The organism is Rathayibacter sp. PhB179 (assembly GCF_004345345.1).
GTDB lineage: Bacteria > Actinomycetota > Actinomycetes > Actinomycetales > Microbacteriaceae > Rathayibacter > Rathayibacter festucae.
Genome location: NZ_SLVD01000008.1, coordinates 151,213 through 176,725, shown reverse-complemented (window position 1 = coordinate 176,725; position 25,513 = coordinate 151,213). Strand labels below are relative to the sequence as shown.

The window sequence follows — 25,513 nt, the reverse complement described above, 5'->3', positions numbered from 1 at the left end:
CCCCCCAATGGGTGCCGCCCCCTTCTCTTCCCTCCGCTGATCGAGCGTCCCGCTCCCCGGAGGATCCGCACGGCCGGGCCGCAGTTGGGCGGCTGCACCTCCGGCTCGCCAGAACACGCTGGGCGCGCTGGATCGGCCGATTTCGGCGTGCCGGAGCACGGATCGCGTGCCCGAGTGTCGACTGCTGGAGCTCCGGCTCGCGGAAACACATCCGGCACGCCCGATCGGCTGGTTCCGGAGTGCCGGGGCTCGAATCGCGTGCCCGAGCTTGGGCTGGTGGACCTCCGGCTCGCGGAAACGCTTTCGGCACGCTGGATCGGCTGGTTCCGGCGTGCCTGGGCTCGAATCGCGTGCCCGAGTTTCGACCGGTGGAGCTCCGGCTTGCGGAAACACGTCCGGCACGCCCGATCGGCTGGTTCCGGCGTGCCGGGGCTCGAATCGCGTGCCCGAGCTTCGACCAGTGGACCTCCGGCTCGCGGAAACGCCTTCGGCACGCTGGATCGGCTGGTTCCGGCGCGCCGGGGCTCGAATCGCGTGCCCGAGCTTCGACCGGTGGACCTCCGGCTCGCGGAAACGACGCCGATCCCGAGCTCGTCGCTCCTCCCCAGGGGCGTCCTCGGCCCTGCCGTCCACCGATCCGGTCCTCGGCGCGCCATCGGAGAGCGCGCGCTCCTAGCGTTCCCGGATGACCACCGGTTTCGTCCCGCTCGTTCCCGCCGCCTACCGCCCGGACGCACCTCGCCCGCCGGGGGAGGACGCCGGCGAGGCACCGCGGCCCGCGCCGGTCCGTCCGGCGGCGGCGGCGCTCGGCCTGCTCGCGCCGTTCGCCGCCGACCCGGCGGTGACCGACCTCTTCGTCAACGGTGACTCCGGTCTCTGGCTCGACCGCGGCGGCGGCGCGGTGCGGGAGCCGTCCTGGACCCTCGACGCCGCGGGGGCCCGGCGGCTCGCGGTGTCGCTGGTCGCGGCCGGCGGACGGCACGTCGACGAGGCGAGCCCGTGCGTGGACGTGCGGCTGAAGCACGGGGTCCGCGTGCACGTGGTGCTGCCGCCGGTCGCGACCGCGGGGACGCTGATCTCGGTGCGCGTCCCGCGGGCCGACGCCTGGAGTCTCGACGAGCTGCACGCGGCGGGGATGCTCGACGACCCGGGTCGCAGTCTGCTGCGCCGGGCCGTCGAGGCGCGCTGGAACCTCCTGGTCACCGGTGCCGGCGGATCGGGCAAGACCACGCTGCTCGGCGCCCTCCTCGGCTGCGTGCCGTCGCACGAGCGCCTGGTCGTGATCGAGGACGTCGGCGAGCTGCGGCCCGCGCATCCGCACGTCGTCTCGCTCGAGGCGCGCCAGCCGAACCTCGAGGGAGCGGGCGGGGTCGGCCTCGACCGTCTCGTCCGCGAGGCCCTGCGGATGCGGCCGGACCGGCTCGTCCTCGGCGAGTGCCGCGGAGTGGAGCTGCGCGATCTGCTCTCGGCGCTGAACACCGGGCACGACGGCGGCGCGGGGACGCTGCACGCGAACTCGCTCGCCGACGTGCCCGCGAGGCTGGAGGCGCTCGGCTCGCTCGCGGGCATGGGCCCGGAGGCGGTGGCACGGCAGACGGTCAGCGCGATCGACCTGGTGCTGCATCTCGAGCGGCGGGGCGGCCGGCGCCGGCTCGCGGCCTCGGGCTGCTTCCGGCTCGACGGCGCCGGGCGGCTCCGGATCGAGGAGGGCGCCGTGCCGCAGCGGGGCTCGCCGTGAAGCGCGGGGAGGGGGTCGACGAGGTGGCGGCCGTGGTGCACCGCCTCTCGGTGCTGCTCGCGGCGGGCGTCGCGCCGGCGTCGGCGCTGGCGCACCTCGCGGCGTCGGACGACTCGGAGGCGGCGGGTGCCGCGCGACGTCGTCGGCTGCTGCGCGCGGTGGCGGTCGATGCGGCGCGCGGCGGGGACGTGACGGTGGCGCTCCTGGCGGGCGTGCCCGCCTCCCGTCGAGAGAGGCGAGGGACGGGGGAGCGCGCCCCTCGTCGCAGGGAGATCGCGGCACGGGGGTCGCGCGATCGCGGAGAGGAGACGGCCTGGGCGGCCCTGGCCGCCTGCTGGCGGGTCGCCGCGGACTCCGGGGCGCCGATCGCCGCGGCCCTCGGCGAGCTGGCCGACTCTCTTCGGGAGCTCGGCCGGGCGCGGCGGGACATCGAGGTCGCCCTGGCGGGCCCGCTCGCGACGAGCCGGGTGGTCGGCGGGCTGCCGCTGGTGGCGCTCGGCTTCGGCACGCTGCTGGGCTTCGATGTGCTGGGCGTGCTGATCGGGACGGTGCCGGGACTCGCCTGCCTGGTGGGCGGGCTCGGGCTGATGCTCGGTGCCGTCGCGTGGACGCGCCGGCTCGTCCGCGGCGCCGGCCCGGGGGACCCGGCACCGGGGCTGGCGCTCGACCTGCTCGCGGTCGCGCTCGCGGGCGGGGGATCGATCGGTGGCGGGCGGGAGCGGGTGCTGGCGGCGCTCGCCGAGTGCGGGCTCGCGTCGGGGCCGCCCGCGCTGGCCGCGGCGGAGCCCGTGCTCGCGCTCTCGAGCGCGGCGGGGGTCCCCGCGGGCCGGCTGCTGCGCAGCGAGGCGGCACTGGCGCGGGTGCGGGCCGCGTCCGAGGCGCGGGAGCGGGCGGCGAGGCTCGGCGTGACGCTGCTCCTGCCGCTCGGAGTCTGCGTGCTGCCGGCGTTCCTCCTGCTGGGCGTGGCTCCGATGATGATCTCGGTGCTGCTCTCGACCTTCGCGGGGCAGCGGTGAGCGGTCCCGCGGGAGCTCTCCACAGGCCGCTCCTCTCTCCTCTTGTCCACCGTTCGCGAGCTCCCCACCCCGACCGGCTCCGGGCTCGGCGATCCTCGAGTGGGGGCAGTGACGACGAACGGAGCGAGCGGATGAACGGCAGTCGGAGCAGCGGTGCGGGGACGATCGGACGAGTGCGGGGCGGTGCCGGGCCGGAGCGCTTCCCGGGCCCTGCCTGGGAGGCGGGGTTGCTGAGCGGATGGCGCGACGAGGAGGGCTCGGCCACGGCCGAGTACGCGATCGCGACGATGGCCGCGGTCGGCTTCGCGGGTCTGCTGGTGGTGATCCTCAAGGGCGACGAGGTGCGCGGGATCCTCACGGACCTGGTCACCCGGGCGCTCACCTCGGGGGGATGAGCGGTGCGGTGCCCGGGTGGTGCGCGTGCGGCGACGAGAGTGGACCTGGTCGCCGATGGGCGACGAGGCGAGGACGGCTCCGCGACGGCCGAGCTGGCGGTCGTGCTGCCGGCGGTGGTGGTCGTGCTGGCGCTCTGCTTGGGCTCGGTGGCGGCCTCGGCGCAGTACGTCCGGCTGGTCGACGCCGCGGCGGACGGCGCCCGGTCGCTGGCGCGGGGGGACGATCCGGATCGGCCCGTCGCGCGGGTCGATGCGGGAGCGAGCGTCGCGACCTCCGCGGACGGCGGGCTCGTCTGCGTGGACGTCACCGCGCGGCTCCGGCCGCTGCCGGCGCTGGAGCTGCCGGTCTCGGTCCGGTCCTGCGCGCTGGGCGGAGGACGGTGATCCCCCGGCCGGAGCCGGACCGCGCAGGGGAGGACGGCTCGGCGGCGGTCGTCGCGGTCGGCGTCGTCGCGGGGACGATCCTCGTGACCGCGGCCGTGCTCGCCGGATGCGGGGGAGTCGCGGGGCACCAGCGTGCCGTGGCCGCGGCGGATGCGGCGGCGCTCGCCGCGGCGGACGTCGCGTCCGGACTGCTGCCGGGCGAGCCGTGCGGGGCGGCCGAGCGTGTCGCGGGGGCGATGCGGGCGACCGTCGCGGGCTGCGCGGTGGAAGGAGGAGTGGCGACCGTCGAGGTCGTCGTGTCCGTCGGGCCGCTCGCGCTCCCCGCCCGGTCGCGCGCCGGGCCGCCGCCGTGACGCTCCTCCCGCGCCGGGGACGGCGGCGACGGCTCCCGCCGCGCCCGGGGCGCAACGGCAGTGCGCTCCCGCGCTCGGTCGGGTCGCCGGTGTCCGACCCGCCCGGTGGGACCGGGGCTCAGTCGGCGCTGACCCGCAGGTAGCGGTAGGCCGCCGCGGTGGGCAGCGCGCCCGCTCCCTCGTCGTGCTCGAGAGCGCCGGCGAGGAGATAGAGGTAGCGGGTGCCCTCGCGGGCGGCCGGGATCTCGAGGCGGCCCGCCGGGGCCGTCGCCTCGCCGTAGGAGCGGCGGAGCGTCTTGCCCTCGAGCGGCCCGTCGAGGAATTTCGCGGTGTAGGCGGAGGTGGTCGGAGCGGAGGTGGTGTGCGTCGTTGCCATGCCCCTCATCATGCGCCGATCGCCGCGATCCGTCACCGGGTGCGGTCCTCCCGATTCGGCGGATTCCCGGGCGGCGGCCGGAGTGCTCCCAGCGCGCGGCGAGCGGACGACGGCGAGGGACGCCCGGAGTCAGTGTGTATGGTGTGCCTGTCGGGCGCCCCGAAGCCGACGCGAACGGATCGTCGTTCCTCCTGCGGACGCCGCGCACCGCCTCCCCGCCGAAGGGGACCCGTCGGACTCGCTGAGCGTCCGATCCGACAGCATCAATCGAGGAGAACTGTGTCCGGCACGAAGAAGCTGGTGATCGTCGAGTCGCCGGCGAAGGCCAAGACCATCGCCCAGTACCTGGGCGAGGGCTACGAGGTGCTCGCCTCCGTCGGGCACATCCGCGACCTCATCGAGCCGAAGAACCTGCCGCCCGAGCTCAAGAAGGGCGGGCTGGGCAAGTTCTCCGTCGACGTCGACAACGGCTTCGAGCCCTACTACGTCGTCTCCGACCAGAAGAAGAAGACGGTCGCCGACCTCAAGCGCGCGCTGAAGAACGCCGACGAGCTCTTCCTCGCGACGGATGAGGACCGCGAGGGCGAGGCCATCGCGTGGCACCTCCTCGAGGAGCTCAAGCCCAAGGTCCCCGTCAAGCGGATGGTCTTCCACGAGATCACCAAGGACGCGATCCAGACGGCCCGCGACAACACCCGCGACATCGACACCTCCCTCGTCGACGCGCAGGAGACCCGCCGCATCCTCGACCGCCTCTACGGCTACGAGATCTCCCCGGTCCTCTGGCGCAAGGTCGGGCCCGGCCTCTCCGCCGGCCGCGTGCAGTCCGCCGCCACGCGCCTCGTCGTGGACCGCGAGCGCGAGCGCCTCGCCTTCGTCTCCGCCTCCTATTGGGACCTCGCCACGGTCCTCGCCCCCGAGGCCGACGCCTCGGCGGCGTTCGACGCCCGCCTGGCGCGCCTGGACGGCAAGCGGATCGGAAGCGGCCGCGACTTCGACGACCGCGGTCAGCTGAAGGGGGACGTCACCGTACTCGACGAGGCCTCCGCCGGTGCCCTCGCCGAGGCGCTGCGCGACCCGAAGACGCTCGTCCGCGTCTCGAACCTCGAGTCCAAGCCCTACTCGCGGCGCCCCGCCGCCCCGTTCACCACCTCGACGCTCCAGCAGGAGGCGGCGCGCAAGCTCCGCTTCTCGGCGCGCCAGACGATGAGCGTCGCGCAGTCGCTCTACGAGAACGGCTTCATCACCTACATGAGGACCGACTCGCCGAACCTCTCGCAGCAGGCGCTGAACGCCGCCCGCTCGCAGGCGGCCTCGCTCTACGGAGCCGAGACGGTCCCCGAGAAGCCGCGCCTCTACTCCGGCAAGAACAAGAGCGCGCAGGAGGCGCACGAGGCGATCCGCCCCGCGGGCGAGACCTTCCGCACCCCGGACCAGCTCGCCGGCACCCTCCGCGGGAACGACCACCGCCTCTACGACCTGATCTGGAAGCGCACCGTCGCCTCGCAGATGGCCGACGCCAAGGGCTCGACCGCGACGGTCACCCTGCTCGCCAACCCGGCCGGCGACACCGAGCGCACCGCCGAGTTCACCGCCTCGGGAACGGTCATCACCTTCCGCGGCTTCCTGCTCGCCTACGAGGAGGGCCGCGACGAGGAGCGCCACGGCGCCCGCGACGAGAAGGACGCCAAGCTGCCCGTGCTCGAGGTCGGCCAGAGCCTCGTCGTCGCCGAGGTCGAGGCCAAGGGCCACGAGACCTCGCCGCCCCCGCGCTACACGGAGGCGAGCCTCGTCAAGTCGCTCGAAGAGCTGGGGATCGGGCGCCCCTCGACCTACGCCTCGATCATCACGACGATCGTCGACCGCGGCTACGTCACTCCGCGCGGCACGGCGCTCGTTCCCAACTGGATCGCCTTCTCGGTGGTGCGCCTGCTCGAGGAGTTCTTCTCCGACCTCGTCGAGTACGACTTCACCGCCGCGATGGAGGGCGACCTCGACCGCATCGCCGGCGGCGAGGAGGACCGGGTCGACTGGCTGAACCGCTTCTACTTCGGCGGCGGCGACCAGCCGGGCCTGCGCCACGTCGTCGACAACCTCGGCGAGATCGATGCGAAGAGCATCAACTCGGTCCGGATCACCGACGACATCACCCTGCGCATCGGCAAGTACGGGCCCTACCTCGAGGTCGCCCAGGAGGAGGGGCAGGAGACGCCGCGCCGCGTCAACCTGCCGCTCGAGCTGGCTCCGGACGAGCTCACGCCCGCCAAGGCGCAGGAGCTCGTCGACGCCCCCGTGCAGACCGACCGCGTGCTCGGCAGCAACCCGGACTCGGGCAAGACCGTCGTCGTCAAGGACGGCCGCTTCGGCCCGTACGTGACCGAGGTCGACCCCGAGCCCGAGACCACCGCCGACCCCGCCACCGGTGAGGTCGTCGAGCCTGCGCCGGCGAAGCGCGGCGCGAAGAAGGCGGCCGCGGTCAAGCCGCGCACCTCCTCCCTCTTCAAGTCGATGGACGTCGCGACCGTCGACCTCGCCACCGCTCTGCGCCTGCTCGACCTGCCGCGCACCGTCGGCGAGGACCCGGAGTCGGGTGAGCCGATCACCGCGCAGAACGGCCGCTACGGCCCGTACCTGAAGAAGGGGACGGACAGCCGCTCGCTCACCAGCGAGGACCAGATCTTCGAGGTCGACCTGCCGACCGCGCTCGAGGTGTTCGCCCAGCCCAAGTACGGCGCCAAGCGCGCCACGAGCGCCCTCGCGGAGTTCGAGGCCGACCCGGTCAGCGGCAAGCCGATCCGGATCCGCGACGGCCGCTTCGGCGCCTACGTGACCGACGGCGAGACCAACGTCACGATCCCCAAGGGCCAGCCGATCGAGGAGATCGACTTCGAGCAGGCGGTGCAGATGCTCGCCGACAAGCGGGCGAAGGGCCCGGCGCCCAAGAAGGCCCCGGCCAAGCGCGCCCCGGCCAAGAAGCCCGCGGCGAAGACCACGGCGGCCAAGACGACGGCGACGAAGACCACCGCCGCGAAGACCACGGCGGCGAAGGCGACGACGGCCAAGACCACGGCGGCCAAGACCACGGCGGCGAAGACGACGGCCGCCAAGACGACGGCGGCGGAGACCACCGCCGCGAAGAAGCCGGCCACCACCCGCGCCCGCAGCACTGCGGCGAAGGCGACGGGCTCGACGGAGTCGTGACCGGGCTGTTCGTCACCCTCGAGGGCGGGGACGGCGCGGGCAAGACCACGCAGGCCCGGCTGCTCGAGGAGTGGCTGGGCTCGCGCGGTGAGACCGTGCGGCGCACCCGGGAGCCGGGCGGCACCGAGGTGGGCGTGCAGATCCGCGAGATCGTGCTGCACCACCGCGGCGAGATCGATCCGCGGGCCGAGGCGCTCCTCTACGCCGCCGACCGCGCGCAGCACATCGGGACCTTCGTCCGGCCCGCGCTCGAGCGGGGCGAGGTCGTCGTCCAGGACCGCTACATCGACTCCTCCGTCGCCTACCAGGGCGCCGGCCGGGTGCTGGACGCCGCGGAGGTCCGCTCCCTCTCGGAGTGGGCGACCCGCGACCTCCGCCCCGACCTCACCGTCCTGCTCGACCTCGATCCCGCCGTCGCCCGCACCCGGCTGGACGCCGCGCGCACCCGCTACGACCGGCTCGAGGCGGAGAAGGCCGAGTTCCACGGCCGCGTCCGGCAGGCGTTCCTCGACCTCGCCTCGGACGACCCGGAGCGCTTCCTCGTCCTGGACGCGAGCCGTCCCGTCGAGGAGCTCGCCGCGGCCGTCCGCGCCCGCGTCGAGCCGATGCTCAGCGCCGGTCCCCAGGGCGCGCGGCCCGCTGTCGGACCTCGCGGTTAGCCTGGATCCGTGACCGTCTGGAGCCAGCTCGTCGGCCAGGAGCACGCCATCGGCGCCCTGCGCGACGCCTCGACCCCCCGCGATGAGAGGGGGCACGAGTCGACCTCGATGACCCACTCCTGGCTGATCACCGGGCCGCCCGGCTCCGGCCGGTCGAACCTCGCCTACGCGTTCGCCTCCGCACTGCTCTGCCGCCGCGGCGGCTGCGGCGAGTGCCCGGACTGCGCGCAGGTCGCCGCCCGCTCGCACCCCGACCTCGCGGTCCTCGCCACCGAGCGCGTCATCATCTCGATCGAGGAGGTGCGCCGTCTCGTCTCCTCCTCGCAGTACTCGCCGTCGGTCTCGCGCTACCGGGTGATGGTCATCGAGGACGCCGACCGGATGAGCGAGCGCACCTCGAACGTCCTGCTGAAGGCGCTCGAGGAGCCGCCCGAGCGCACCGTCTGGATCCTCTGCGCGCCCAGCGAGGCCGACCTCCTGCCGACGATCCGCTCGCGGGTGCGCTCGGTGCGCCTGCGCGTCCCCAGCGTCGAGGACGTCGCCGGCCTGCTCGAGCGCCGCGACGGCGTCGACGCGGAGACGGCGGAGCGCGCCGCCCGCCAGGCCCAGAGCCACATCGGCATGGCGCACCGGCTCGCGACCGATGCGAACGCCCGCGAGCGGCGCGAGGAGACCCTCCGGATCGCCCTGAGTCTGCGCGGGGTGTCGGACGCGGTGCTCGGCGCCGCGCGGATGATCGAGGTCGCCACCGAGGACGCGAAGGCCTACACGCTCGAGCGCGACGAGGTCGAGCGCCAGCAGGCGCTGCGCTCGCTCGGCGTCGAGCCCGGCGGCACGATCCCCGCCCAGCTCCGCTCGCAGCTGCGCACTCTCGAGGAGGACCAGAAGCGCCGGGCGACGCGCAGCCTCCGCGACGGCCTCGACCGCATCCTCGTCGACCTGCTCTCGCTCTACCGCGACGTCGTGCGCCTCCAGCTCGGCGCCCCCGGCGGCGTGATCAACGAGGAGGTGCGGAGCGAGATGACGGCACTCGCCTCGGCCACCGCTCCCGAGCGCACGCTCGCGGTGCTCGACGCCGTGGCGGAGGCCCGGCAGCGCATCGACGCGAACGTCTCGCCCGTCCTCGCCCTCGAGGCGATGCTCGTGGTCGCCGCGCGGCGCCCGGTGGCCGCGTGAGGCGCCCGGGCCGCTGGACGGCGCTCGCCGCGGTCGGCGCCGCGGTCGCGCTGCTCTCCGGCTGCTTCGCTCCCGGACCCTCGCCCGAGCGCACCTCGACGCCCGCCCCGCAGGCGGTCGACGCCGATCTCGAGCAGTACTACGGCCAGGTTCTGGTCTGGGACGACTGCGGCGAGGGCATGCAGTGCACCGACGCGACGGTGCCGCTCGACTGGGACGCCCCGGCCGGCGAGACCGCCTCGATCGCCCTGGTCCGCCACCCGGCGACGGGCGGGGACGCGATCGGCTCCCTCCTGGTCAACCCGGGTGGGCCCGGCGGGTCCGGGGTCGACCTCATCCGGGACAGCCTGGACTTCGCCGTGGACGACGAGCTCGCCGCCCGCTTCGACGTGGTCGGCTTCGACCCGCGCGGCGTCGGCGCCTCGACCGCGGTGTCCTGCCTCGACGCCGCCGGACTCGACTCCTACCTCTACGACATCGTCCCGGGCGAGCGCGGCAGCGACGAGTGGATCGCCGCCCAGCGCACCGCGTCCGCCGCCTTCGCCGCCGCCTGCGAGGAGCGCAGCGGCGCCCTGCTGCCCGAGGTCGGCACCACCAGCGCGGCCCGCGATCTCGACGTGCTGCGGGCAGCGCTCGGCGACCAGGCGCTGCACTACCTCGGCTACTCCTACGGCACCTTCCTCGGCGCCACCTATGCCGGGCTGTTCCCCGATCGCGTCGGCCGGCTCGTGCTCGACGGCGCGATCGATCCGGCCGCGACCTCGCTCGACGTCGTCCGCGAGCAGGCGATCGGCTTCGAGAGCGCCCTGCGCGCGTATCTCACCGCCTGCCTCGGCGGCGAGGGCTGCCCCTTCACCGGCACGGTCGACGAGGCGATGGCGCAGGTCGCCGCGATGCTGGAGCGGGTCGACGCCTCGCCGATCCGCGCCCAGGACGGCCGGCAGCTCGGCTCGAGCACGCTGCTCACCGCGATCGTCTACCCGCTCTACTCCGCCTCCTCCTGGGGCGGGCTGAGCGAGATGCTCACGGATGTGCGTCAGGGCGGCGCGGAGATCGCCTTCCAGTACGCGGACGCCTACAACGGCCGGACGGCCGACGGCGACTACAGCGACAACGCGACCGAGGCCTTCCTCGCGATCAACTGCGTCGACTACGCCTACGACGCCGAGACGGAGTCGATGCGGGCGGACGCCGCGGAGCTCGAGGCGGCGGCGCCGACGCTCGGCCGCTACCTCGCCTACGGCGACATCCTCTGCGGCGAGTGGCCGGCCGCCTTCGAGGGCTCGCGGGCGCCGATCACGGCGGAGGGCTCGGGCCCGATCCTCGTGGTGGGCACCACCAACGACCCGGCGACCCCCTACGTCTGGGCGCAGGCGCTGGCGGAGGAGCTGTCCGACGGGCACCTCGTGACCTTCGACGGCGAGGGCCACACGGCCTACAACAAGTCGAACTCGTGCGTGAACGACGCGGTCGACGCGTACCTGCTCGAGGGCGTCGTCCCCGAGGAGGACCCGCAGTGCTGACCGAGCAGGAGCGCCGCGGCGCGCCGGAGCAGCCGGGCCTCCGGGAGCGCAAGCGCCTCGCGACCCGGCGCGCGATCGAGACCGCGGTGCTGCGGCTCGCGAGCGAGCGCGGGCCGGACCGCGTCACGATCGAGGACGTCTCGCGGACGGCCGACGTCTCCACGCGCACCTTCTTCAACTACTTCGCCTCGAAGGAGGACGCGCTGGTCGGCGGCCTCCCGGTGATCTCCGACGAGACGGCCGCCGCGTTCCTGGCGGGCGAGGCGCCCCTCCTCGTCGACCTGCAGGCGGTCTTCGTCGCGGCGGCGGAGGTCCCGGGGGAGGAGGACCGCGAGCTGCACCTGCTGCGGCGCAGCCTCTTCCGCGAGCACCCGCAGCTCGTCGGCCTCAAGATCGCCGGCATGCGGGAGTTCGAGCTCGCGATCGAGGACCTGGTCGCCGAGCGCCTCACCCGCAGCGGGACGGACGCCGAGGCGGTGCGAAGCCGGGCCCGGATGCTCACCCTGCTCGGCCTCGCCGCCATGCGGCACGCCTGGGCCGGCTGGGTCGACCACGACGGTCGCGACGCGCTCCCCGGACTCATCGTCCACTCCTTCGAGGAGCTGCGCGGAGCGCTCGCCGAGTAGCCCGCGGGCTGCGCGCCCCGATTCACGCCCCGGCCCGCGAGCAGGCTATGCTGTGTAATCGTGTCCGGGGCGAGCGCCTCGCGAGCACGCCGCCTTAGCTCAGTCGGTAGAGCGTCTCACTCGTAATGAGAAGGTCGTCGGTTCGATTCCGACAGGCGGCTCCGCATTTCTCACGTGGTGAAGCAGCGAGTGTCGCCATCGCCCCGTATCTCCGGCCCCCAGGCCCCGTCGATCCCCGCCCGTTACCCTGGTTCGGATGACCGACACCCCGCCCCGCCGCCGACCGCGCGCCCTCGTCGTCGCGGCGGCCGCCGTCGCCGTGCTGCTGGGCGTCGGAGCCTTCAGCGCCGGGACGGCGATCGGCCGCACGGCGACTCCCGCCGCGGCGCCCACCGCCTCGGCACCCGCCACCGCGACGACGACGGCCACGCCGACGCCGACGCCGACGCCCACCGCCCGCCCCGCCGGCACCGAGACCGCCGAGGCGCTGCGCACCTGCTCCGTCGCCGGGCTCGCGGCGGATCCGCGCCTCGGCGCGATGCAGGCGCGGGTCGTCGACGCGGCGACCGGCGAGGTGCTCTTCGACCGCGGCGGCACGACCGCCTCGCGCACCGCATCCGCGCTCAAGATCCTCACCGCCGCCGCCGCGCTCGCCGTCCTCGGCCCGGACACCCGGATCGCCACGACCGTCGTCGCGGGCGACGCGGCCGGCAGCGTCGTGCTGGTCGGCGGGGGAGACCTCACGCTCAGCCGACTGCCGAGCGGTCAGGAGTCGGTCTACGCCGGCGCCGCGCACCTCGACGACCTCGCCGCGCAGCTCAAGGCCGCCTGGGACGCCGACCCGGCGACCGCGGGCACCACGATCTCCTCGGTCGTGCTCGACGCCTCGCTCTACTCCGGCGACACCTGGCAGCCGAGCTGGAACCGCAAGGAGCAGACCGACGGCTACATGCCCGAGATCACCGCCCTGCAGGTCGACGGCGACCGCGCGGATCCGACCGCCGCCACCTCCCGCCGCGGCGAGGACCCGATCGGCCGGGCGGGCGACGCCTTCGCGGCTGAGCTGTCCGGCTCGTCGACGGTGAGCACCGGCACCGCCCCGGCCGGAGCGCGGGTGCTCGGCACCGTCGAGTCGGCCCCGGTCAGCACCCTCGTGCAGCAGATGCTGCTCGTCTCGGACAACGCGATCGCCGAGATGCTCGCGCGGCTGGTCGCGATCCGCACGGGCTCGGGCAACGACTTCGGCGCCGAGCAGGCGGGCGTCCTCCAGGGCCTCGCCGGCTACGGAGTGGACACGGCCGGCATCACGATCGTCGACGGCTCGGGGCTCAGCGACGACAACGCGGTGGCTCCGGCGTACTTCACGAGCCTGCTGCGGAAGGTCCATGCGCGGGAGGGGCAGCTCGGCGTCCTCCTCGACGGCCTCCCGGTCTCGGGGCGCACCGGCTCGCTCTCCTACGCCGACCGCTTCGCCGGCGACAACGCGGTGGCCGACGGCGCCGTCCGCGCGAAGACCGGCTGGATCGACACCGGCTACACGCTCGCCGGCGTGGTCGACGCCCAGGACGGCACCGCGCTCACCTTCGCCGTCTACGCGCTCGGCGACGTCTCCGACTCGGCGAAGACCGCCATCGACACGCTCGTCACCGGCGTCTACCGCTGCGGCGGCGCGCTCTCCGACTCCTGACCGACCCGACCGCTCCGCTCCCGCACCGCTCCCGCCCCCGCTCCCGCTCCGAGAGGACCACCATGACCACGGCACTCCTGATCGTCGACGTGCAGAACGACTTCACCGAGGAGGGCGCCCTCGCCGTCGCCGGCGGCACCCGTGTCGCCGAGGGGATCACCGCGCACCTCGCCGCGAGCGCCGGCCGCTACACGACGGTGCTCGCCTCGCGCGACTGGCACGACGGCGACTCCGACAACGGCGGGCACTTCGCCCCAGAGCCCGACTTCGTCGACACCTGGCCGGTGCACTGCGTGGCGGGGACGGCCGGCGCGGAGTACCACCCGGCCCTCGCTGTCGACGCGGTCGACGTGCACATCCGCAAGGGCCAGGGCCGGCCGTCCTACTCGGCCTTCGAGGGGACGGCGGACGACGGCGCGCCGGTTCCGACGCTGCTCGAGCGCCTGGGCGTGACCGAGCTCGACGTCGTCGGGCTCGCCACCGACTACTGCGTGCGGGCCTCGGCCCTCGATGCGCGCGCGGCTGGCCTGGAGGTGCGCGTGCTCTCCGACCTCGTCGCCGGGGTCTCGCCCGAGGCGAGCGCCGCGGCGCTGCGCGAGCTGGCCGAGGCGGGTGTGCGCGTCGAGGTCTCCTCCACCGTGCTTCCCTCCTCCACCGTGCTTCCCTCCTCCACAGGGGCCGGTCCGTCCACAGGGGTGACCGGCTCCTGAGGTGCGTCCGGGGGCGGTCGTAGACTGAGAAGCGTCGTCGTGCGGGGTCCGCGCGACTCGATCCGCACAGGAAGAGTGTTCTCGTGAGTGATTCCGTCGTTCGAAGCGCCGCCGAGGCTGCCCTGCTCGCCCGCGTCCCGTCGCAGCTGCTCATCGGCGGCGCGTGGGTCGACGGCTCGGGCGGCGGCACGATCGACGTCGAGGATCCGGCCACCGGCGAGGTGATCCGCACCATCGCCGACGCGACTCCGGAGGACGGCCTGCGGGCGCTCGACGCCGCCGTCGAGGCGGGGCCGGCCTGGGCCGCGACCGCGCCCCGGAAGCGCGCGGAGATCCTCCGCCGCGCGTTCGACCTCCTGCAGGAGCGCAAGGACGACTTCGCCCTGCTGATGACGCTGGAGATGGGCAAGCCGTTCGCCGAGGCGCTCGGCGAGGTCGCCTACGGGGGCGAGTTCCTCCGCTGGTTCAGCGAGGAGGCGGTGCGCATCTCGGGCCGCTACGGCGTGAACCCGGAGGGCACGGGGCGGATGATCGTCTCGCAGCACCCGATCGGCCCGTGCTACCTGATCACCCCGTGGAACTTCCCGCTCGCGATGGCGACCCGCAAGATCGCCCCGGCCCTCGCCGCCGGCTGCACCGTCGTGGTGAAGCCCGCCGAGCTCACGCCGCTGACGACGCTCGCCTTCGCCGCCCTGCTCGCCGAGGCCGGGGTGCCGGACGGCGTCGTCAACGTGGTCACCACCTCTTCGGCCGGAGCGGTGTCGGAGCCGATCCTGTCGGACCCGCGGCTGCGCAAGCTCTCCTTCACCGGCTCGACGCCGGTCGGGCGGACGCTGCTGCAGCAGGCGGCCGAGGGCGTCCTGCGCACCTCGATGGAGCTCGGCGGCAACGCGCCGTTCGTCGTCTTCGAGGACGCCGATCTCGACCGCGCGGTCGAGGGCGCGATGCTGGCGAAGTTCCGCAACATCGGGCAGGCCTGCACGGCCGCGAACCGCTTCTTCGTGCACGAGTCGATCGCCGAGGAGTTCGCGGCCCGCGTCACGGAGCGCGTCCGCGCGCTGACCGTCGGCCGCGGCACCGAGGCGGGCATCACGATCGGTCCGCTGATCGACGACCGCGCGGTCGAGAAGGCCTCCTCGCTGGTCCGGGACGCCGTCGACCGCGGAGCCGAGGTCCGGGTCGGCGGGCACGGCATCGACGGAGCGGGGCACTTCTACGAGCCGACGGTGCTCGCGGGGGTCGCGCCCGGCAGCGAGATCCTGCGCACCGAGATCTTCGGCCCGGTGCTCGCGATCGTGCCGTTCCGCGACGAGGACGAGGCGGTCGCCCTCGCCAACGACACCGAGTTCGGGCTGGTCTCGTACGTCTTCACCCGTGACCTCGCCCGCGGGCAGCGGATGATCGAGCGGCTCGCCACCGGGATGATGGGCCTGAACGTCGGTGTGGTCTCGAACGCCGCGGCGCCGTTCGGCGGCGTCAAGCAGTCGGGGCTCGGCCGCGAGGGCGGGCTCGAGGGCATCCACGAGTACCTCAGCACGAAGTACACGCTCACCCCCGACCCGTTCGCCTGATCTGTGGAGCTGATCGAGGTCCGCTCGCTCGAGGACCCGCGGCTGCGCGACTACGCGCACGCCACGGACGTCGCGCTGAAGAACGCCCGTGGCCCGCACGGGCTCTACCTCGCGGAGTCGGCGCTGGTGCTCGAGCGGGCGCTCGCCGCCGGGCATCGGCCGCGCTCGGTGCTCTCGCTCGGCGGCTCGGTCGAGGAGGCCGAGCGGCTGCTCGGCGACCGCGACGTGCCGGTGTTCACAGGGCCCGGCGAGCTGCTGGCCGAGCTGACCGGCTACACGCTGCACCGCGGCCTGATCGCCGCGCTGGACCGGCCCGTCCTGGCCGACCCCGCGGAGCTGCTCACCGGCGCGCGCCGCGTGGTCGTGCTCGAGAACGTGGTCGACCCGACCAACGTCGGCGCGATCTTCCGCTCGGTCGGCGCGATCGGCGCCGACGCCGTGCTGGTGACGCCGCGCTGCTCCGACCCCTTCTACCGCCGGGCGATCCGCGTCAGCATGGGCACGGTGCTCCAGGTGCCGTGGACGCGGGTGGGCGACTGGCCGAGCACCCGCGCGCTGCTGCACGAGGCCGGCTTCACGATCGCCGCGATGGCGCTGACCCCGGAGGCGGTGCCGCTGCGCGACTTCGCGGCGGCCGCCCCGGAGCGGGTCGCGCTCGTGCTCGGCACCGAGGGGGAGGGGCTCACCGCGGAGGCGCTGGCCGCCGCGGACGTCGCGGTGCAGATCCCGATGCGGCACGGGATCGACTCGCTGAACGTCGCCGCGGCGAGCGCGGTCGCGATGTGGGCGCTCGCGTCGCCCTGACCCCCCGTCAGGGCCGTGGCCCGTCGTTCCGCGCACCCCGGCGCCCCGGTCCGAGCGCCTGCGCTACGCTCGCCACGAACCCGGCCGGCACCGCTCCTCCGGCGCCGTGCCGTCCTCCGCCGTCATCCACTCCCGAGGTCGTCCATGCCCGAGCGCTCCCGGCTCCGCGCCGCCCGCCTGCCGTCGGCCGTCGCGGCCGTGCTGCTGCTGCTGGCCCCGCTCGCGGGCTGCGCGCTGGACCCGGCCGAGGTGCCCGACTCCGGTGCCACGCCCGCGCGGACGATCCGCGCGACCGAGCCGACGCCCGTCGCGACCGGAGCGGTGACCGAGGGTGATGAGGTCTCGCAGCTGATCACCCGGTGCCTCGCGCGCTACGGCCTCAACGAGCGGCCCCCGGCGCCGGACGGCTCGCTCAGCGAGACGGAGTGGCTGGCCGCGCAGGAGGCGATCGCCGACTACGACCGCACCCTCACCGACTGCTCCGCCGAGGCGCTCTCCACCGACGCGCCCGCCCCGACGATCGCCCCCTGATGCGCGTCGAGGGCTGCGCGGCGCTGGTCTCCGGGGGAGCCTCGGGGCTCGGGGCCGCGACCGCGCGGGCCCTCGCCGAGGCAGGAGCGCGCGTCGTCGTCCTCGATCTGCCGACGGCGCTCGACAGCGCCGACCTGCCGGAGTCGATTCTGCGGATCCCGGGCGACGTCCTCGACGCCGACGCGGTCCAGCGGGCCGTGACGGCCGCCGAGGGGCTGCGGATCGCCGTGACCTGCGCCGGCGTCGCCACGCCGGGCCGGCTCCTCGGCCGCGACGGACCGCTGGCGCTCGACGCCTTCGAGCGGGTCCTGCGGATCAACACCGTCGGCACGCTGAACGTCCTGCGGCTCGCGGCGGCCGTCATCGCCGAGGGCGAGCCGATCGACGGCGAGCGCGGGGTCCTGATCACCACGGCGTCGATCGCCGCCTTCGAGGGGCAGATCGGGCAGGCGGCCTACGCCGCCTCGAAGGGCGCCGTGGCCGCGCTGACCCTGCCGCTCGCGCGCGAGCTCGCCTCCGCGCTGATCCGCGTCGTCTCGATCGCACCCGGCACCTTCGACACCCCGCTGCTCGCCGGGCTGCCGGAGGCGGCGCGCGCCGCCCTCGGCGAGGCGGTGCCGCACCCGGCCCGGCTCGGCCGGCCGTCGGAGTTCGCCGCGCTCGTCCGCCACGTCATCGAGAACCCGATGCTCAACGGCGAGGTGATCCGCCTCGACGGCGCGCTGCGGATGCCGCCGCGCTGACCGGGCGGCGGGCCGCGCTCAGACCAGCAGCTGGTGCTTGGCCAGGTCGCGGTAGAGCGGCGTCGACTCGACGAGCTCGGAGTGCGTGCCGATCCCGACGACCTCGCCCTTCTGCAGCACCACGATCTGGTCGGAGTCGACGACCGTCGAGAGGCGGTGCGCGATCACCAGGAGCGTGCGGTTCTCGGCCACGGCGTCGATCGCGAGCCGCAGGCGCTGCTCGTTGAGGCCGTCCAGGCTCGAGGTGGACTCGTCGAGCAGCAGGATCGGCGGGGCCGCGAGGAGCGCGCGCCCGATGGCGAGGCGCTGGCGCTCGCCGCCCGAGAGCATGACGCCGCTCTCGCCGACGGGGGCGTTCAGGCCGAGCGGGTTGCGCTCGAGCACGTCGGTGAGGTTCACGGCCTCGAGCACCCGCAGGCAGTCCTCGTCGGAGGCGTCCGGTCGGCCGAGCACGAGGTTCTCGCGGAGGGTGCCGGCCAGCACCGGCGCGTCCTGCTCGACGTAGCCGATCTGGGCGCGGAGGGCGTCGCGGTCGATGGCGGTGATGTCGACTCCGCCGAGCCGGACCACGCCGGCCTCGGGGTCGTAGAAGCGCTCGATCAGCGCGAGGATCGTGCTCTTGCCGGCACCGGACGGGCCGACCAGGGCGGTGCGCTTGCCGCGCGGGACAGTGAAGGAGACGCCGCGCAGGACGGTGCGGTCGCGGGCGTCCTCGTCGACGTCGAGGGCCTTCTCGTCGTAGGAGAAGACGACGTCGTCGAAGGCGATCGCGGAGTCCGCGACGCCCGGGCCGAGGCCGCCGCCGTCGCGCTCGCCGTCGCCCTCGATCGGCAGGTCGATGATCTCCTGGATCCGGCCGAGCGCGCCGAGCGCCGAGTTGACCGAGGTGATCGCGCCGATGAAGTTGCCCAGCGGCATCACCATCATGAAGAGGAAGAGGATGAACGACACCAGCTGCGCGATGTCGATCGCGCCCGAGGCGACGCGGTAGCCGCCGACGCCGAGGACGGCGAGGAAGGCGACCTGCATCGCGATGCCGGCCACCGGGACGACGAGCGCCGAGATGTGCGCGACGCGGATGCCGAGGCGGTAGGCCTCGGTCGCGTGGGTGTCGACGACGGCGATCTCGCGGTCGGTGGCGCCGGCGGCGCGGATGGTGCGGACGGCGCTGATCGCGCGCTCGACGGCGGCGGCGAGGTCGCCGACCTTCTCCTGCGCCTTCCGGCTGGCGACGCGGATGCCGCGACCGAGGGTGAGCGCCGCACCGAGGGCGACGGCGACGACGATCACGATGATCAGCAGCAGCACCCAGTCGATGACCGCCATCGCGATGATCGCGCCGACGAAGAGCAGCGAGCCGGCGATCGAGTCGACGAGGCCCTGGGTGAGCACGGCGCGCAGCAGCGTGGAGTCGGAGCCGACGCGGGAGACGAGGTCGCCGGTGCGGCGGGCGTCGAACTCGCGGATCGGCAGGCGGAGCAGCCGCGCGACGAGCCGGCGGCGGCTGGAGAGGACGATCCCCTCGCCGGTGCGCTGGAGCAGGTAGTGCGCGAAGCCGGAGATGAGGCCGGAGGCGACGACGAGCACGAGGAGCGCCCAGACCAGCGGGCCGAGGTCGAGACCGTCCTGCACGCGGGTGATGACCTGGCCGACGACGAGCGGCTGCGCGAGGCTGGCGGCGGCACCGAACAGGCTGAGCACCACCACGACCGAGAGGATGCCGCGGTGCTCGAGCAGGTAGGGGACGAGCTGCGAGAAGGAGGCGCGGGGTCCGTCGTCCTTGCCGCGGCGGGGCCGCCGTCCGCCGCGCGTGCTCTCCGTGGTGCTGCTCATCGCTCGTTCGTCCTCGCTCATGCCCTGCCGTACTTCTTGTGGACCGCCGTCCATCTTGCCCCTTCGTGGCTGCGAACCGGCCCCCGATCGGGACGGGACGCCATGCTGATCGAGTAGCCCGCGGAGCGGGCGGATCGAGATGCACCGGCGTCAGAACGCGAGTCTGCGGACCGGCCCTGCTGACCACGGTGGGTCTCGATACGCCCCTGCGGGGCTACTCGACCAGCATGAGAAGGGTCGACCAGCATGAAAAGGGTCGACCGGCATGAAGGGCCGCCGCCGCGTCCTGTCGCACGGGCCCGGAGACGGGTCCGGCCCGCCGGGGGAACCGACGGGCCGGACGTACAGGGCAGGAGCGTCCTACGACACGTTGTCGTGGTACGCCGTGTGCTGCGTCTCCTTCGAGAGCAGCAGAGCGATCAGCGTCAGCACCGCCGCGGCACTGAGGTAGAGGCCCACCAGCAGCGTGCTGCCGCCGGCCGACTGCCAGAGCGCCACCGCGATGATCGGCGCGAGCGCCGCTCCGAGGATCGACGCCAGGTTGTACGACATCGCCGAGCCGGTGTAGCGGACGTTGGTCGGGAACAGCTCGGGCAGGACGGCGCCCATCGGGCCGAAGGTGAGGCCCATCAGCGTGAAGCCGAGGATCAGCACCGCCATCACGCCGGCGAAGCCGCCGCTGAACAGCGGGACGAAGAGCAGGCCGAAGACGAGGATCGCCGAGGTGACGACGAGCAGCGTGCGGCGGCGGCCGAACTTCTCGGCCAGCGGGCCGGAGACGAGCGTGAAGATCCCGAAGAAGACGACGCCGACGATCAGCATGATCAGGAAGTCGTTGCGGCTGTAGCCCAGGCCCGGGGTCGCCGCGTCGGAGGGCGTGGTGCCGTAGGTCAGCGTGAACGTGGTCATCAGGTAGAAGAGCACGTAGGTCGCCAGCATGATGAACGTGCCGAGGATGAGCGGGCGCCAGCTCGTCTTGAAGACGCGGGCGAGCGGCAGCTTGGCCACCTCGCCGTTGTCGACGACCTTCTGGAACGCGGGGGTCTCGACGAGCTTGAGGCGCACGTAGAGGCCGACGATCACCAGCACGGCGCTCGCGAGGAACGGCACGCGCCAGCCCCAGGCCGCGAAGGTCTCATCGCTCATCGTGCTCGCGAGCACGAGGAAGAGCACGTTCGCGACGATGAAGCCGATCGGGGCGCCGAGCTGGGGGAACGTGCCGTAGATGGCGCGCTTGTTCGCGGGGGCGTTCTCGGTCGCGAGGAGGGCGGCGCCGGACCACTCGCCGCCCAGGCCGAGGCCCTGGCAGAAGCGCATCACGACGAGCAGGAACGGAGCGAGGAACTCCCAGCCCGGCGTGAGGGCGGTCGGCAGGCAGCCGATCAGGAAGGTCGCGATGCCCATCGTGAGCAGCGAGGCGACGAGGGTCCCCTTGCGGCCGACGCGGTCGCCGAAGTGGCCGAAGATGATCGACCCGATCGGGCGGGCGATGAAGGCGACGCCGAAGACCGCGAAGGAGGCGAGGAGGGCGACCGCCGGGTCCTCGTTGACGAAGAAGAGCGACGGGAAGACCAGGACGGCGGCCGTCGCGTAGGCGTAGAAGTCGTAGAACTCGATCGAGGTGCCGATGAGGCTCGCCAGGATGACCCGGCCCCGGGAGTTCTGCGGGGCGGCGGCGGGAGCGTCGGCTGCGGTACGGGAAGAAGACATGGAAGAGGGCTGCTCCGGTGGAGGGGTCTCCCGGTGCCGGCGGGGGCGGCGTCGATCGGGCGCTGCGGGCCGCGGGGGCCGAGGGGGAGGGAGGGTAGGGCCGCTCGTGACGACCCGTCCACTTTACTCCGGGTCTTCTCAGCAAGAGCGCCTCTCCGCGAAGTGCGCCGACGCCCCCGACAAGGGGGGCGTCGGCGCTCGGGGTCGCGGCTAGCCGCGCAGCTCGCGGAGGACGAGCGCGGTCGCGATCGCCGCCTCCGCCGCCTCGCGGCCCTTGTCCTCCTTCGAGCCGGGCAGGCCGGCGCGGTCGATGCCCTGCTGCTCGGTGTCGAGGGTGAGCACGCCGAAGCCGACCGGCTTGCCGGTCTGGATCGAGACGTTCGTCAGGCCCGAGGTCGCCGCGTCCGAGACGTACTCGAAGTGCGGGGTGCCGCCGCGGATGATGACGCCGAGGGCGACCACCGCGTCGGCGCCGGCCTCGAGGGCGGCCTTCGCGGCCACCGGCAGCTCGAACGAGCCCGGGACGCGCACGAGCGACCAGGAGGCGCCGGACTCGTCGAGCGCGGCCTTCGCGCCGGCGATCAGCCCGTCGCTGATCTGCTGGTGCCAGGTCCCCGCGACGACGACGACGCGGAGGCCGCTCCCGTCGACGGGGGATGTGGTGGGGGCGCCGCTACCGGCCATGGCTTACTCCTTCGGTGTCGCGCCGGAGGGTCCGGCGTCGAGGGGGTCGAGTCCGACGAGGGGGTCGAGATCGCTGAAGTGGCCCATCCGGTCGCGCTTGGTCGCGAGGTAGCCCTGGTTGAAGGCGCCGACACCGGCGACCAGCGGCACGCGCTCGGACACGGTGATGCCGCGGTCGGTGAGCTGGCGCACCTTGTCCGGGTTGTTGGTGAGCAGGCGGACGTCGGTGACGCCGAGGTCCTCGAGGATGCCGACGGCGGCGCCGTAGTCGCGGGCGTCGGCGGGCAGGCCGAGGGCGAGGTTGGCGTCGAGGGTGTCGAGCCCGTCCTCCTGGAGGCGGTAGGCGCGGAGCTTGTTGATCAGGCCGATGCCGCGGCCCTCGTGCCCGCGGAGGTAGATCACGACGCCGCCGTCGCGCTGGATCGTGTCGAGCGCGGCGTCGAGCTGCGGTCCGCACTCGCACTTCAGCGAGCCGAAGGCCTCGCCGGTGAGGCACTCGGAGTGCACCCGCACGAGCGTGCCGTGACCGTCGCCGATGTCGCCCGCCACGACGGCGACGTGGTCGGCGCCGGTCTGGCGGTCGCGGTAGGCGCGCAGCCGGAACGGCCCGTGCGTGGTCGGCACGGTCGTCTCGACCTCGAAGATCACCCGCGGGGTGTCCCGGGCGGGCTCCACGCTCGAGGCGTCCAGCTCGGCGTGGTGCTCCTCGAGGTAGGCGATCAGGGCGGCCACCGTGGTCACCGGCACGCCCTCGCGCTCGCCGAGGGCGATCAGGCCGGGGAGGCGCATCATCTCGCCGTCCTCGGCCACGATCTCCGAGATGGCGCCGACGGGCTCGAGCCCGGCGAGCTTCATCAGGTCGACCGCCGCCTCCGTGTGCCCGTCGCGCTCGCGCACGCCGCCCTCGACGGCGCGCAGCGGCAGGATGTGGCCGGGCCGATGCAGTCGCGCCGGAGTCGCCTCCGGGTCGGCCAGCACGCGGAGCGTGTGCGCGCGATCGGAGGCGCTGATGCCGGTGGAGAGGCGGTCGGCGGCGTCGACCGAGATCGTGTACGCGGTGCCGCGCGGGTCCTCGTTGTCGACGACCATCAGCGGCAGATCCAGGCGGTCGGCGATCTCGTTCGTCATCGGCGCGCAGATGAAGCCGGAGGAGTGGCGCACCATCCAGGCGATCGTCTCCTGGCTGGCGAGCTGGGCCGAGACGATGACGTCGCCCTCGTTCTCGCGGCCCTCGTCGTCGGCGACGATGATCGGCCGGCCGGCGCGGAGGGCCGCGACGGCCTCGGGGATCGTGGCGAGGCTCATGCTCGGCCTCCTTCGTCGGCGGCGGACCGCAGCGCGAGCATCCGCTCGACGTGGCGGGCGAGGATGTCGGTCTCGATGTTGACGCGGTCGCCCACGGCGCGGGCGCCGAGGGTGGTGGCGGCCAGGGTCTCGGGGATGAGCGAGACCTCGAACCACTGCTCCGGCTCGGTGGCGGGGCTGATCGCCGAGACCGTCAGCGAGACGCCGTCGACCGCGATCGAGCCCTTGTCGGTGACGAGCGGGGCGGCCTCGGCGGGGAGGGAGAAGCGCAGCACGCGCCAGGCGTCGCCGGGCGTGACCGCGAGCAGCGTCGCGGTGCCGTCGATGTGGCCCTGGACGATGTGGCCGCCGAGGCGGTCGCCGACCAGCGCCGCGCGCTCCAGGTTGACGGGGTCGCCGACCGCGACGCCGTCGAGCGTGGACATCCGCAGGGTCTGCGCCATCACATCGGCGGTGAAGCCGTCCGCCGACTGGTCGACGACGGTGAGGCAGACGCCCGAGACCGCGATGGAGTCGCCGTGCCGGGCGCCCTCGACGGCCAGGGGGCCGCGCACGGTCAGGCGGATCGCGTCGGTCCCTGCCGAGACGGCCGTGACGACGCCGACCTCCTCGATGATTCCGGTGAACATCAGGACTCCTTCTGCGGGGCGGGCTGCCGGCGGGCGGGGGAGCCCGGCCGGGCGGTGACGAGGAGGTCGCCGCCGAGGACCTCGACAGAGCGGAGATCGAGGCGGTGCGCGCCGGCGATGCTCGCGACGCCGAGGTCGTCGAGGGCGAGCCGCGGGCCGCCGAGCAGCGCCGGGGCGAGGTAGACCAAGAACTCGTCGACGAGTCCGCCGGCGACGAGGGCGGAGGCCAGAGTCGGGCCGCCCTCGACGTAGACGTGGCGGATCTCGGCGTCGTAGAGGCGGTCGAGGACCGCCGCGAGGTCGTGCGTGCGCTCGAGGACCGGGGGGCGCGGGTGCTCGAGGACGCGGGCGCCGGCGGGGACGCCGCGCTCGCCGACGACGACGGGCAGCGGCTGCTCGGCGAGGAGCTCGCCGGCGTCGCCGCGGGCGGTGAGGCTCGGGTCGTCGGCGAGGACCGTGCCGGTGCCGACGAGGATCGCGTCCGCGGCGGCGCGCTGCTCGTGCACGCGCTGCCGGGCCGCGGCGCCGGTGATCCAGCGGCTGCTGCCGTCGGCGGCGGCGGTGCGGCCGTCGAGCGTGGACGCCCACTTGAGGGTCACCCAGGGGCGGCGGCGGCGGGTCGCGGCGAGCCAGACGTGCAGGAACTCCTCCGCCTCCTCGGCGAGGACGCCCTCGATCACCTCGACGCCGGCCGCGCGCAGGGTGTCGCCGCCGCCGGCCGAGCGGTCGCCGGGGTCGCCGACGGCGTAGACCACGCGGGCGACGCCGGCGTCGATCAGGGCCCGGCTGCAGGGGCCGGTGCGGCCGGTGTGGTTGCAGGGCTCGAGGGAGACGACGGCGGTGGCGCCGGTCGCGGCGCCCGGGGCGAGGGCGGAGAGGGCGTCGACCTCGGCGTGAGCGGTGCCGGCGCCGTGGTGCCAGCCCTCGGCGAGGACGGTGCCGTCGGGCGCGAGGAGGACGCAGCCGACGCGCGGATTCACGCCGCGCGAGGGGCCGCGCTCGGCGAGGGCCAGCGCCCTGCGCATCGCGTGCTCGAAGTCGATCGTCATTCCCGGTTCCGTTCGTCGCCGAACTCCGGGGTGCGAGCGGCGGTGCGCGGGCACCGTCGTTCAGCGCCGCGCTCGCGCGCGACGCTCGTGCTGCCTCCCATCCGGACTTTCACCGTCGGTCCCGGAATTCCACCAGGTCAACCGCCTCCCACCGAAGTGGTCAGCGGCTCGCGGACTGTCACCGCCGGTTCGGACTCTCACCGACCCCGGAGCACGTTGTATCCCCGCCAGCCTACTCACCGCGGCTGGGAGCGGGGTCTCGCGGCGTCATGCTCGCCGGCGGCGGGGTCTCGATACGCGCTCCGCGCTACTCGACCAGCATGGCTCGCTCATGCTGATCGAGTAGCCCTCGGAGAGGGCGTATCGAGATCCAGGGTCGTCCGGTGGGTGGGTCTCGATACGCGCTCCGCGCTACTCGACCAGCATGGGCCGCTCATGCTGATCGAGTAGCCCTCGGAGAGGGCGTATCGAGATCCAGGGTCGTCCGGAGGGCGGGTCTCGATACGCCGCTCCGCGGCTACTCGACCAGCATGCCGCCGAACGGGTCAGGACTGGTCGGCGGCGGCGACGTGCTCGGCGTGCGCGCCGTGCTCGTCGTAGTGGTCGCCGTGCAGGGCGTGGCGGTGGGTGCCGTGCGCGTAGTCGACGTGGTCGTCGTGCTGGACGGTGGTGTGGCCGCAGCCGTCGCCGTGCTGGTGCTCGGTGAGGTCGTGCTCGGCGTGGAGGTCGGTGCTGCTCATGGTGCTGCCTTTCGAGGAACGCGGCCACCGGTCGGCGGCCAGGACCAGTGGACCAGATCCATAAACGCAT

Annotated in this window: 24 protein-coding genes, 1 tRNA gene and 1 riboswitch; of the genes, 17 read left to right on the top strand and 8 right to left on the bottom strand. The window is 74.1% G+C overall.

Going from position 1 to position 25,513, the window contains the following annotated elements; genetic code table 11:
- Positions 1 to 685 precede the first annotated feature (685 nt).
- From EDF43_RS16510 to EDF43_RS22385, 5 genes are all read left to right on the top strand, one after another.
- A complete protein-coding gene (locus EDF43_RS16510) occupies positions 686 to 1,738 on the top strand; it encodes a TadA family conjugal transfer-associated ATPase (RefSeq protein ID WP_132437673.1) in 1,053 nt (350 codons plus the stop codon).
- Positions 1,735 to 2,754, top strand: a complete 1,020-nt coding sequence (locus EDF43_RS16505; protein WP_132437674.1) for a type II secretion system F family protein — start codon at positions 1,735 to 1,737, stop codon at positions 2,752 to 2,754. The genes EDF43_RS16510 and EDF43_RS16505 overlap by 4 nt, the downstream gene beginning before the upstream one ends.
- A gap of 227 nt (positions 2,755 to 2,981) precedes the next feature.
- Positions 2,982 to 3,149, top strand: a complete 168-nt coding sequence (locus EDF43_RS22395; protein ID WP_243582262.1) for a DUF4244 domain-containing protein — start codon at positions 2,982 to 2,984, stop codon at positions 3,147 to 3,149.
- 39 nt (positions 3,150 to 3,188) lie between these two features.
- Complete coding sequence (locus tag EDF43_RS22390) at positions 3,189 to 3,533, top strand: TadE family type IV pilus minor pilin (protein ID WP_132437676.1); 345 nt, start codon at positions 3,189 to 3,191, stop codon at positions 3,531 to 3,533.
- On the top strand, positions 3,530 to 3,886 hold the full coding sequence (locus tag EDF43_RS22385; RefSeq protein ID WP_243646343.1) for an Rv3654c family TadE-like protein: 357 nt from the start codon (positions 3,530 to 3,532) through the stop codon (positions 3,884 to 3,886). Before EDF43_RS22390 ends, EDF43_RS22385 begins: the two co-directional genes overlap by 4 nt.
- 118 nt (positions 3,887 to 4,004) lie before the next feature.
- Here EDF43_RS22385 and EDF43_RS16485 read toward each other — a convergent pair whose 3' ends face one another.
- Entirely contained in the window at positions 4,005 to 4,262 is a 258-nt protein-coding gene (locus EDF43_RS16485; protein ID WP_123447682.1) for a hypothetical protein, read from the bottom strand.
- Positions 4,263 to 4,541: 279 nt separating this feature from the next.
- Between EDF43_RS16485 and topA the strand changes: the two genes are divergently transcribed.
- From topA to EDF43_RS16425, 12 genes are all read left to right on the top strand, one after another.
- Complete coding sequence (gene topA, locus EDF43_RS16480) at positions 4,542 to 7,463, top strand: type I DNA topoisomerase (RefSeq protein WP_132437677.1); 2,922 nt, start codon at positions 4,542 to 4,544, stop codon at positions 7,461 to 7,463.
- The gene (gene tmk, locus EDF43_RS16475; protein ID WP_132437678.1) at positions 7,460 to 8,122 is read left to right on the top strand and encodes a dTMP kinase; all 663 of its coding nucleotides are present in this window, start codon (positions 7,460 to 7,462) and stop codon (positions 8,120 to 8,122) included. Before topA ends, tmk begins: the two co-directional genes overlap by 4 nt.
- A gap of 9 nt (positions 8,123 to 8,131) precedes the next feature.
- Positions 8,132 to 9,298: a DNA polymerase III subunit delta' gene (locus tag EDF43_RS16470; protein WP_123705195.1), complete on the top strand. Its 1,167-nt coding sequence runs from the start codon at positions 8,132 to 8,134 to the stop codon at positions 9,296 to 9,298.
- Positions 9,295 to 10,821: an alpha/beta hydrolase gene (locus EDF43_RS16465; protein WP_123733607.1), complete on the top strand. Its 1,527-nt coding sequence runs from the start codon at positions 9,295 to 9,297 to the stop codon at positions 10,819 to 10,821. Before EDF43_RS16470 ends, EDF43_RS16465 begins: the two co-directional genes overlap by 4 nt.
- Complete coding sequence (locus tag EDF43_RS16460; protein WP_207901807.1) at positions 10,815 to 11,447, top strand: TetR/AcrR family transcriptional regulator; 633 nt, start codon at positions 10,815 to 10,817, stop codon at positions 11,445 to 11,447. Before EDF43_RS16465 ends, EDF43_RS16460 begins: the two co-directional genes overlap by 7 nt.
- Positions 11,448 to 11,535: 88 nt before the next feature.
- A tRNA-Thr gene (locus EDF43_RS16455) sits at positions 11,536 to 11,608 on the top strand.
- 95 nt (positions 11,609 to 11,703) lie between these two features.
- Positions 11,704 to 13,134: a D-alanyl-D-alanine carboxypeptidase/D-alanyl-D-alanine-endopeptidase gene (dacB, locus tag EDF43_RS16450; RefSeq protein ID WP_132437679.1), complete on the top strand. Its 1,431-nt coding sequence runs from the start codon at positions 11,704 to 11,706 to the stop codon at positions 13,132 to 13,134.
- A gap of 62 nt (positions 13,135 to 13,196) precedes the next feature.
- Positions 13,197 to 13,844 carry an isochorismatase family protein gene (locus tag EDF43_RS16445; RefSeq protein WP_123737574.1) on the top strand — a complete coding sequence of 216 codons (648 nt, stop codon included), beginning with the start codon at positions 13,197 to 13,199 and terminating at the stop codon, positions 13,842 to 13,844.
- Between the two features lie 83 nt (positions 13,845 to 13,927).
- Positions 13,928 to 15,415 carry an NAD-dependent succinate-semialdehyde dehydrogenase gene (locus tag EDF43_RS16440; RefSeq protein ID WP_132437680.1) on the top strand — a complete coding sequence of 496 codons (1,488 nt, stop codon included), beginning with the start codon at positions 13,928 to 13,930 and terminating at the stop codon, positions 15,413 to 15,415.
- Between the two features lie 3 nt (positions 15,416 to 15,418).
- A complete protein-coding gene (locus tag EDF43_RS16435; RefSeq protein ID WP_132437681.1) occupies positions 15,419 to 16,219 on the top strand; it encodes an RNA methyltransferase in 801 nt (266 codons plus the stop codon).
- Between the two features lie 144 nt (positions 16,220 to 16,363).
- The gene (locus tag EDF43_RS16430; RefSeq protein WP_132437682.1) at positions 16,364 to 16,750 is read left to right on the top strand and encodes a hypothetical protein; all 387 of its coding nucleotides are present in this window, start codon (positions 16,364 to 16,366) and stop codon (positions 16,748 to 16,750) included.
- Positions 16,750 to 17,493, top strand: coding sequence for an SDR family NAD(P)-dependent oxidoreductase (locus tag EDF43_RS16425; protein WP_132437683.1), 744 nt, complete (start codon positions 16,750 to 16,752; stop codon positions 17,491 to 17,493). Before EDF43_RS16430 ends, EDF43_RS16425 begins: the two co-directional genes overlap by 1 nt.
- Positions 17,494 to 17,511: 18 nt before the next feature.
- Here EDF43_RS16425 and EDF43_RS16420 read toward each other — a convergent pair whose 3' ends face one another.
- The 7 genes from EDF43_RS16420 to EDF43_RS16390 all read right to left on the bottom strand — a co-directional run bounded on the left by EDF43_RS16420 (position 17,512) and on the right by EDF43_RS16390 (position 25,443).
- A complete protein-coding gene (locus EDF43_RS16420) occupies positions 17,512 to 19,326 on the bottom strand; it encodes an ABC transporter ATP-binding protein (protein ID WP_132437684.1) in 1,815 nt (604 codons plus the stop codon).
- Positions 19,327 to 19,686: 360 nt separating this feature from the next.
- Positions 19,687 to 21,036 (bottom strand): MFS transporter, encoded by a 1,350-nt coding sequence (locus tag EDF43_RS16415; protein WP_132437685.1) that lies wholly within the window; start codon positions 21,034 to 21,036, stop codon positions 19,687 to 19,689.
- A gap of 210 nt (positions 21,037 to 21,246) precedes the next feature.
- A complete protein-coding gene (ribH, locus tag EDF43_RS16410) occupies positions 21,247 to 21,720 on the bottom strand; it encodes a 6,7-dimethyl-8-ribityllumazine synthase (RefSeq protein WP_123447670.1) in 474 nt (157 codons plus the stop codon).
- 3 nt (positions 21,721 to 21,723) lie between these two features.
- Positions 21,724 to 23,025, bottom strand: coding sequence for a GTP cyclohydrolase II (ribA, locus tag EDF43_RS16405; protein WP_132437686.1), 1,302 nt, complete (start codon positions 23,023 to 23,025; stop codon positions 21,724 to 21,726).
- Complete coding sequence (locus EDF43_RS16400) at positions 23,022 to 23,654, bottom strand: riboflavin synthase (RefSeq protein WP_132437687.1); 633 nt, start codon at positions 23,652 to 23,654, stop codon at positions 23,022 to 23,024. Before EDF43_RS16400 ends, ribA begins: the two co-directional genes overlap by 4 nt.
- Entirely contained in the window at positions 23,654 to 24,703 is a 1,050-nt protein-coding gene (gene ribD / locus EDF43_RS16395) for a bifunctional diaminohydroxyphosphoribosylaminopyrimidine deaminase/5-amino-6-(5-phosphoribosylamino)uracil reductase RibD (protein WP_243582250.1), read from the bottom strand. Before ribD ends, EDF43_RS16400 begins: the two co-directional genes overlap by 1 nt.
- An 84-nt stretch (positions 24,704 to 24,787) precedes the next feature.
- Positions 24,788 to 24,921: riboswitch (FMN riboswitch) on the bottom strand.
- 327 nt (positions 24,922 to 25,248) lie between these two features.
- Complete coding sequence (locus EDF43_RS16390; protein ID WP_123447667.1) at positions 25,249 to 25,443, bottom strand: zinc transporter permease; 195 nt, start codon at positions 25,441 to 25,443, stop codon at positions 25,249 to 25,251.
- Positions 25,444 to 25,513 lie beyond the last annotated feature (70 nt).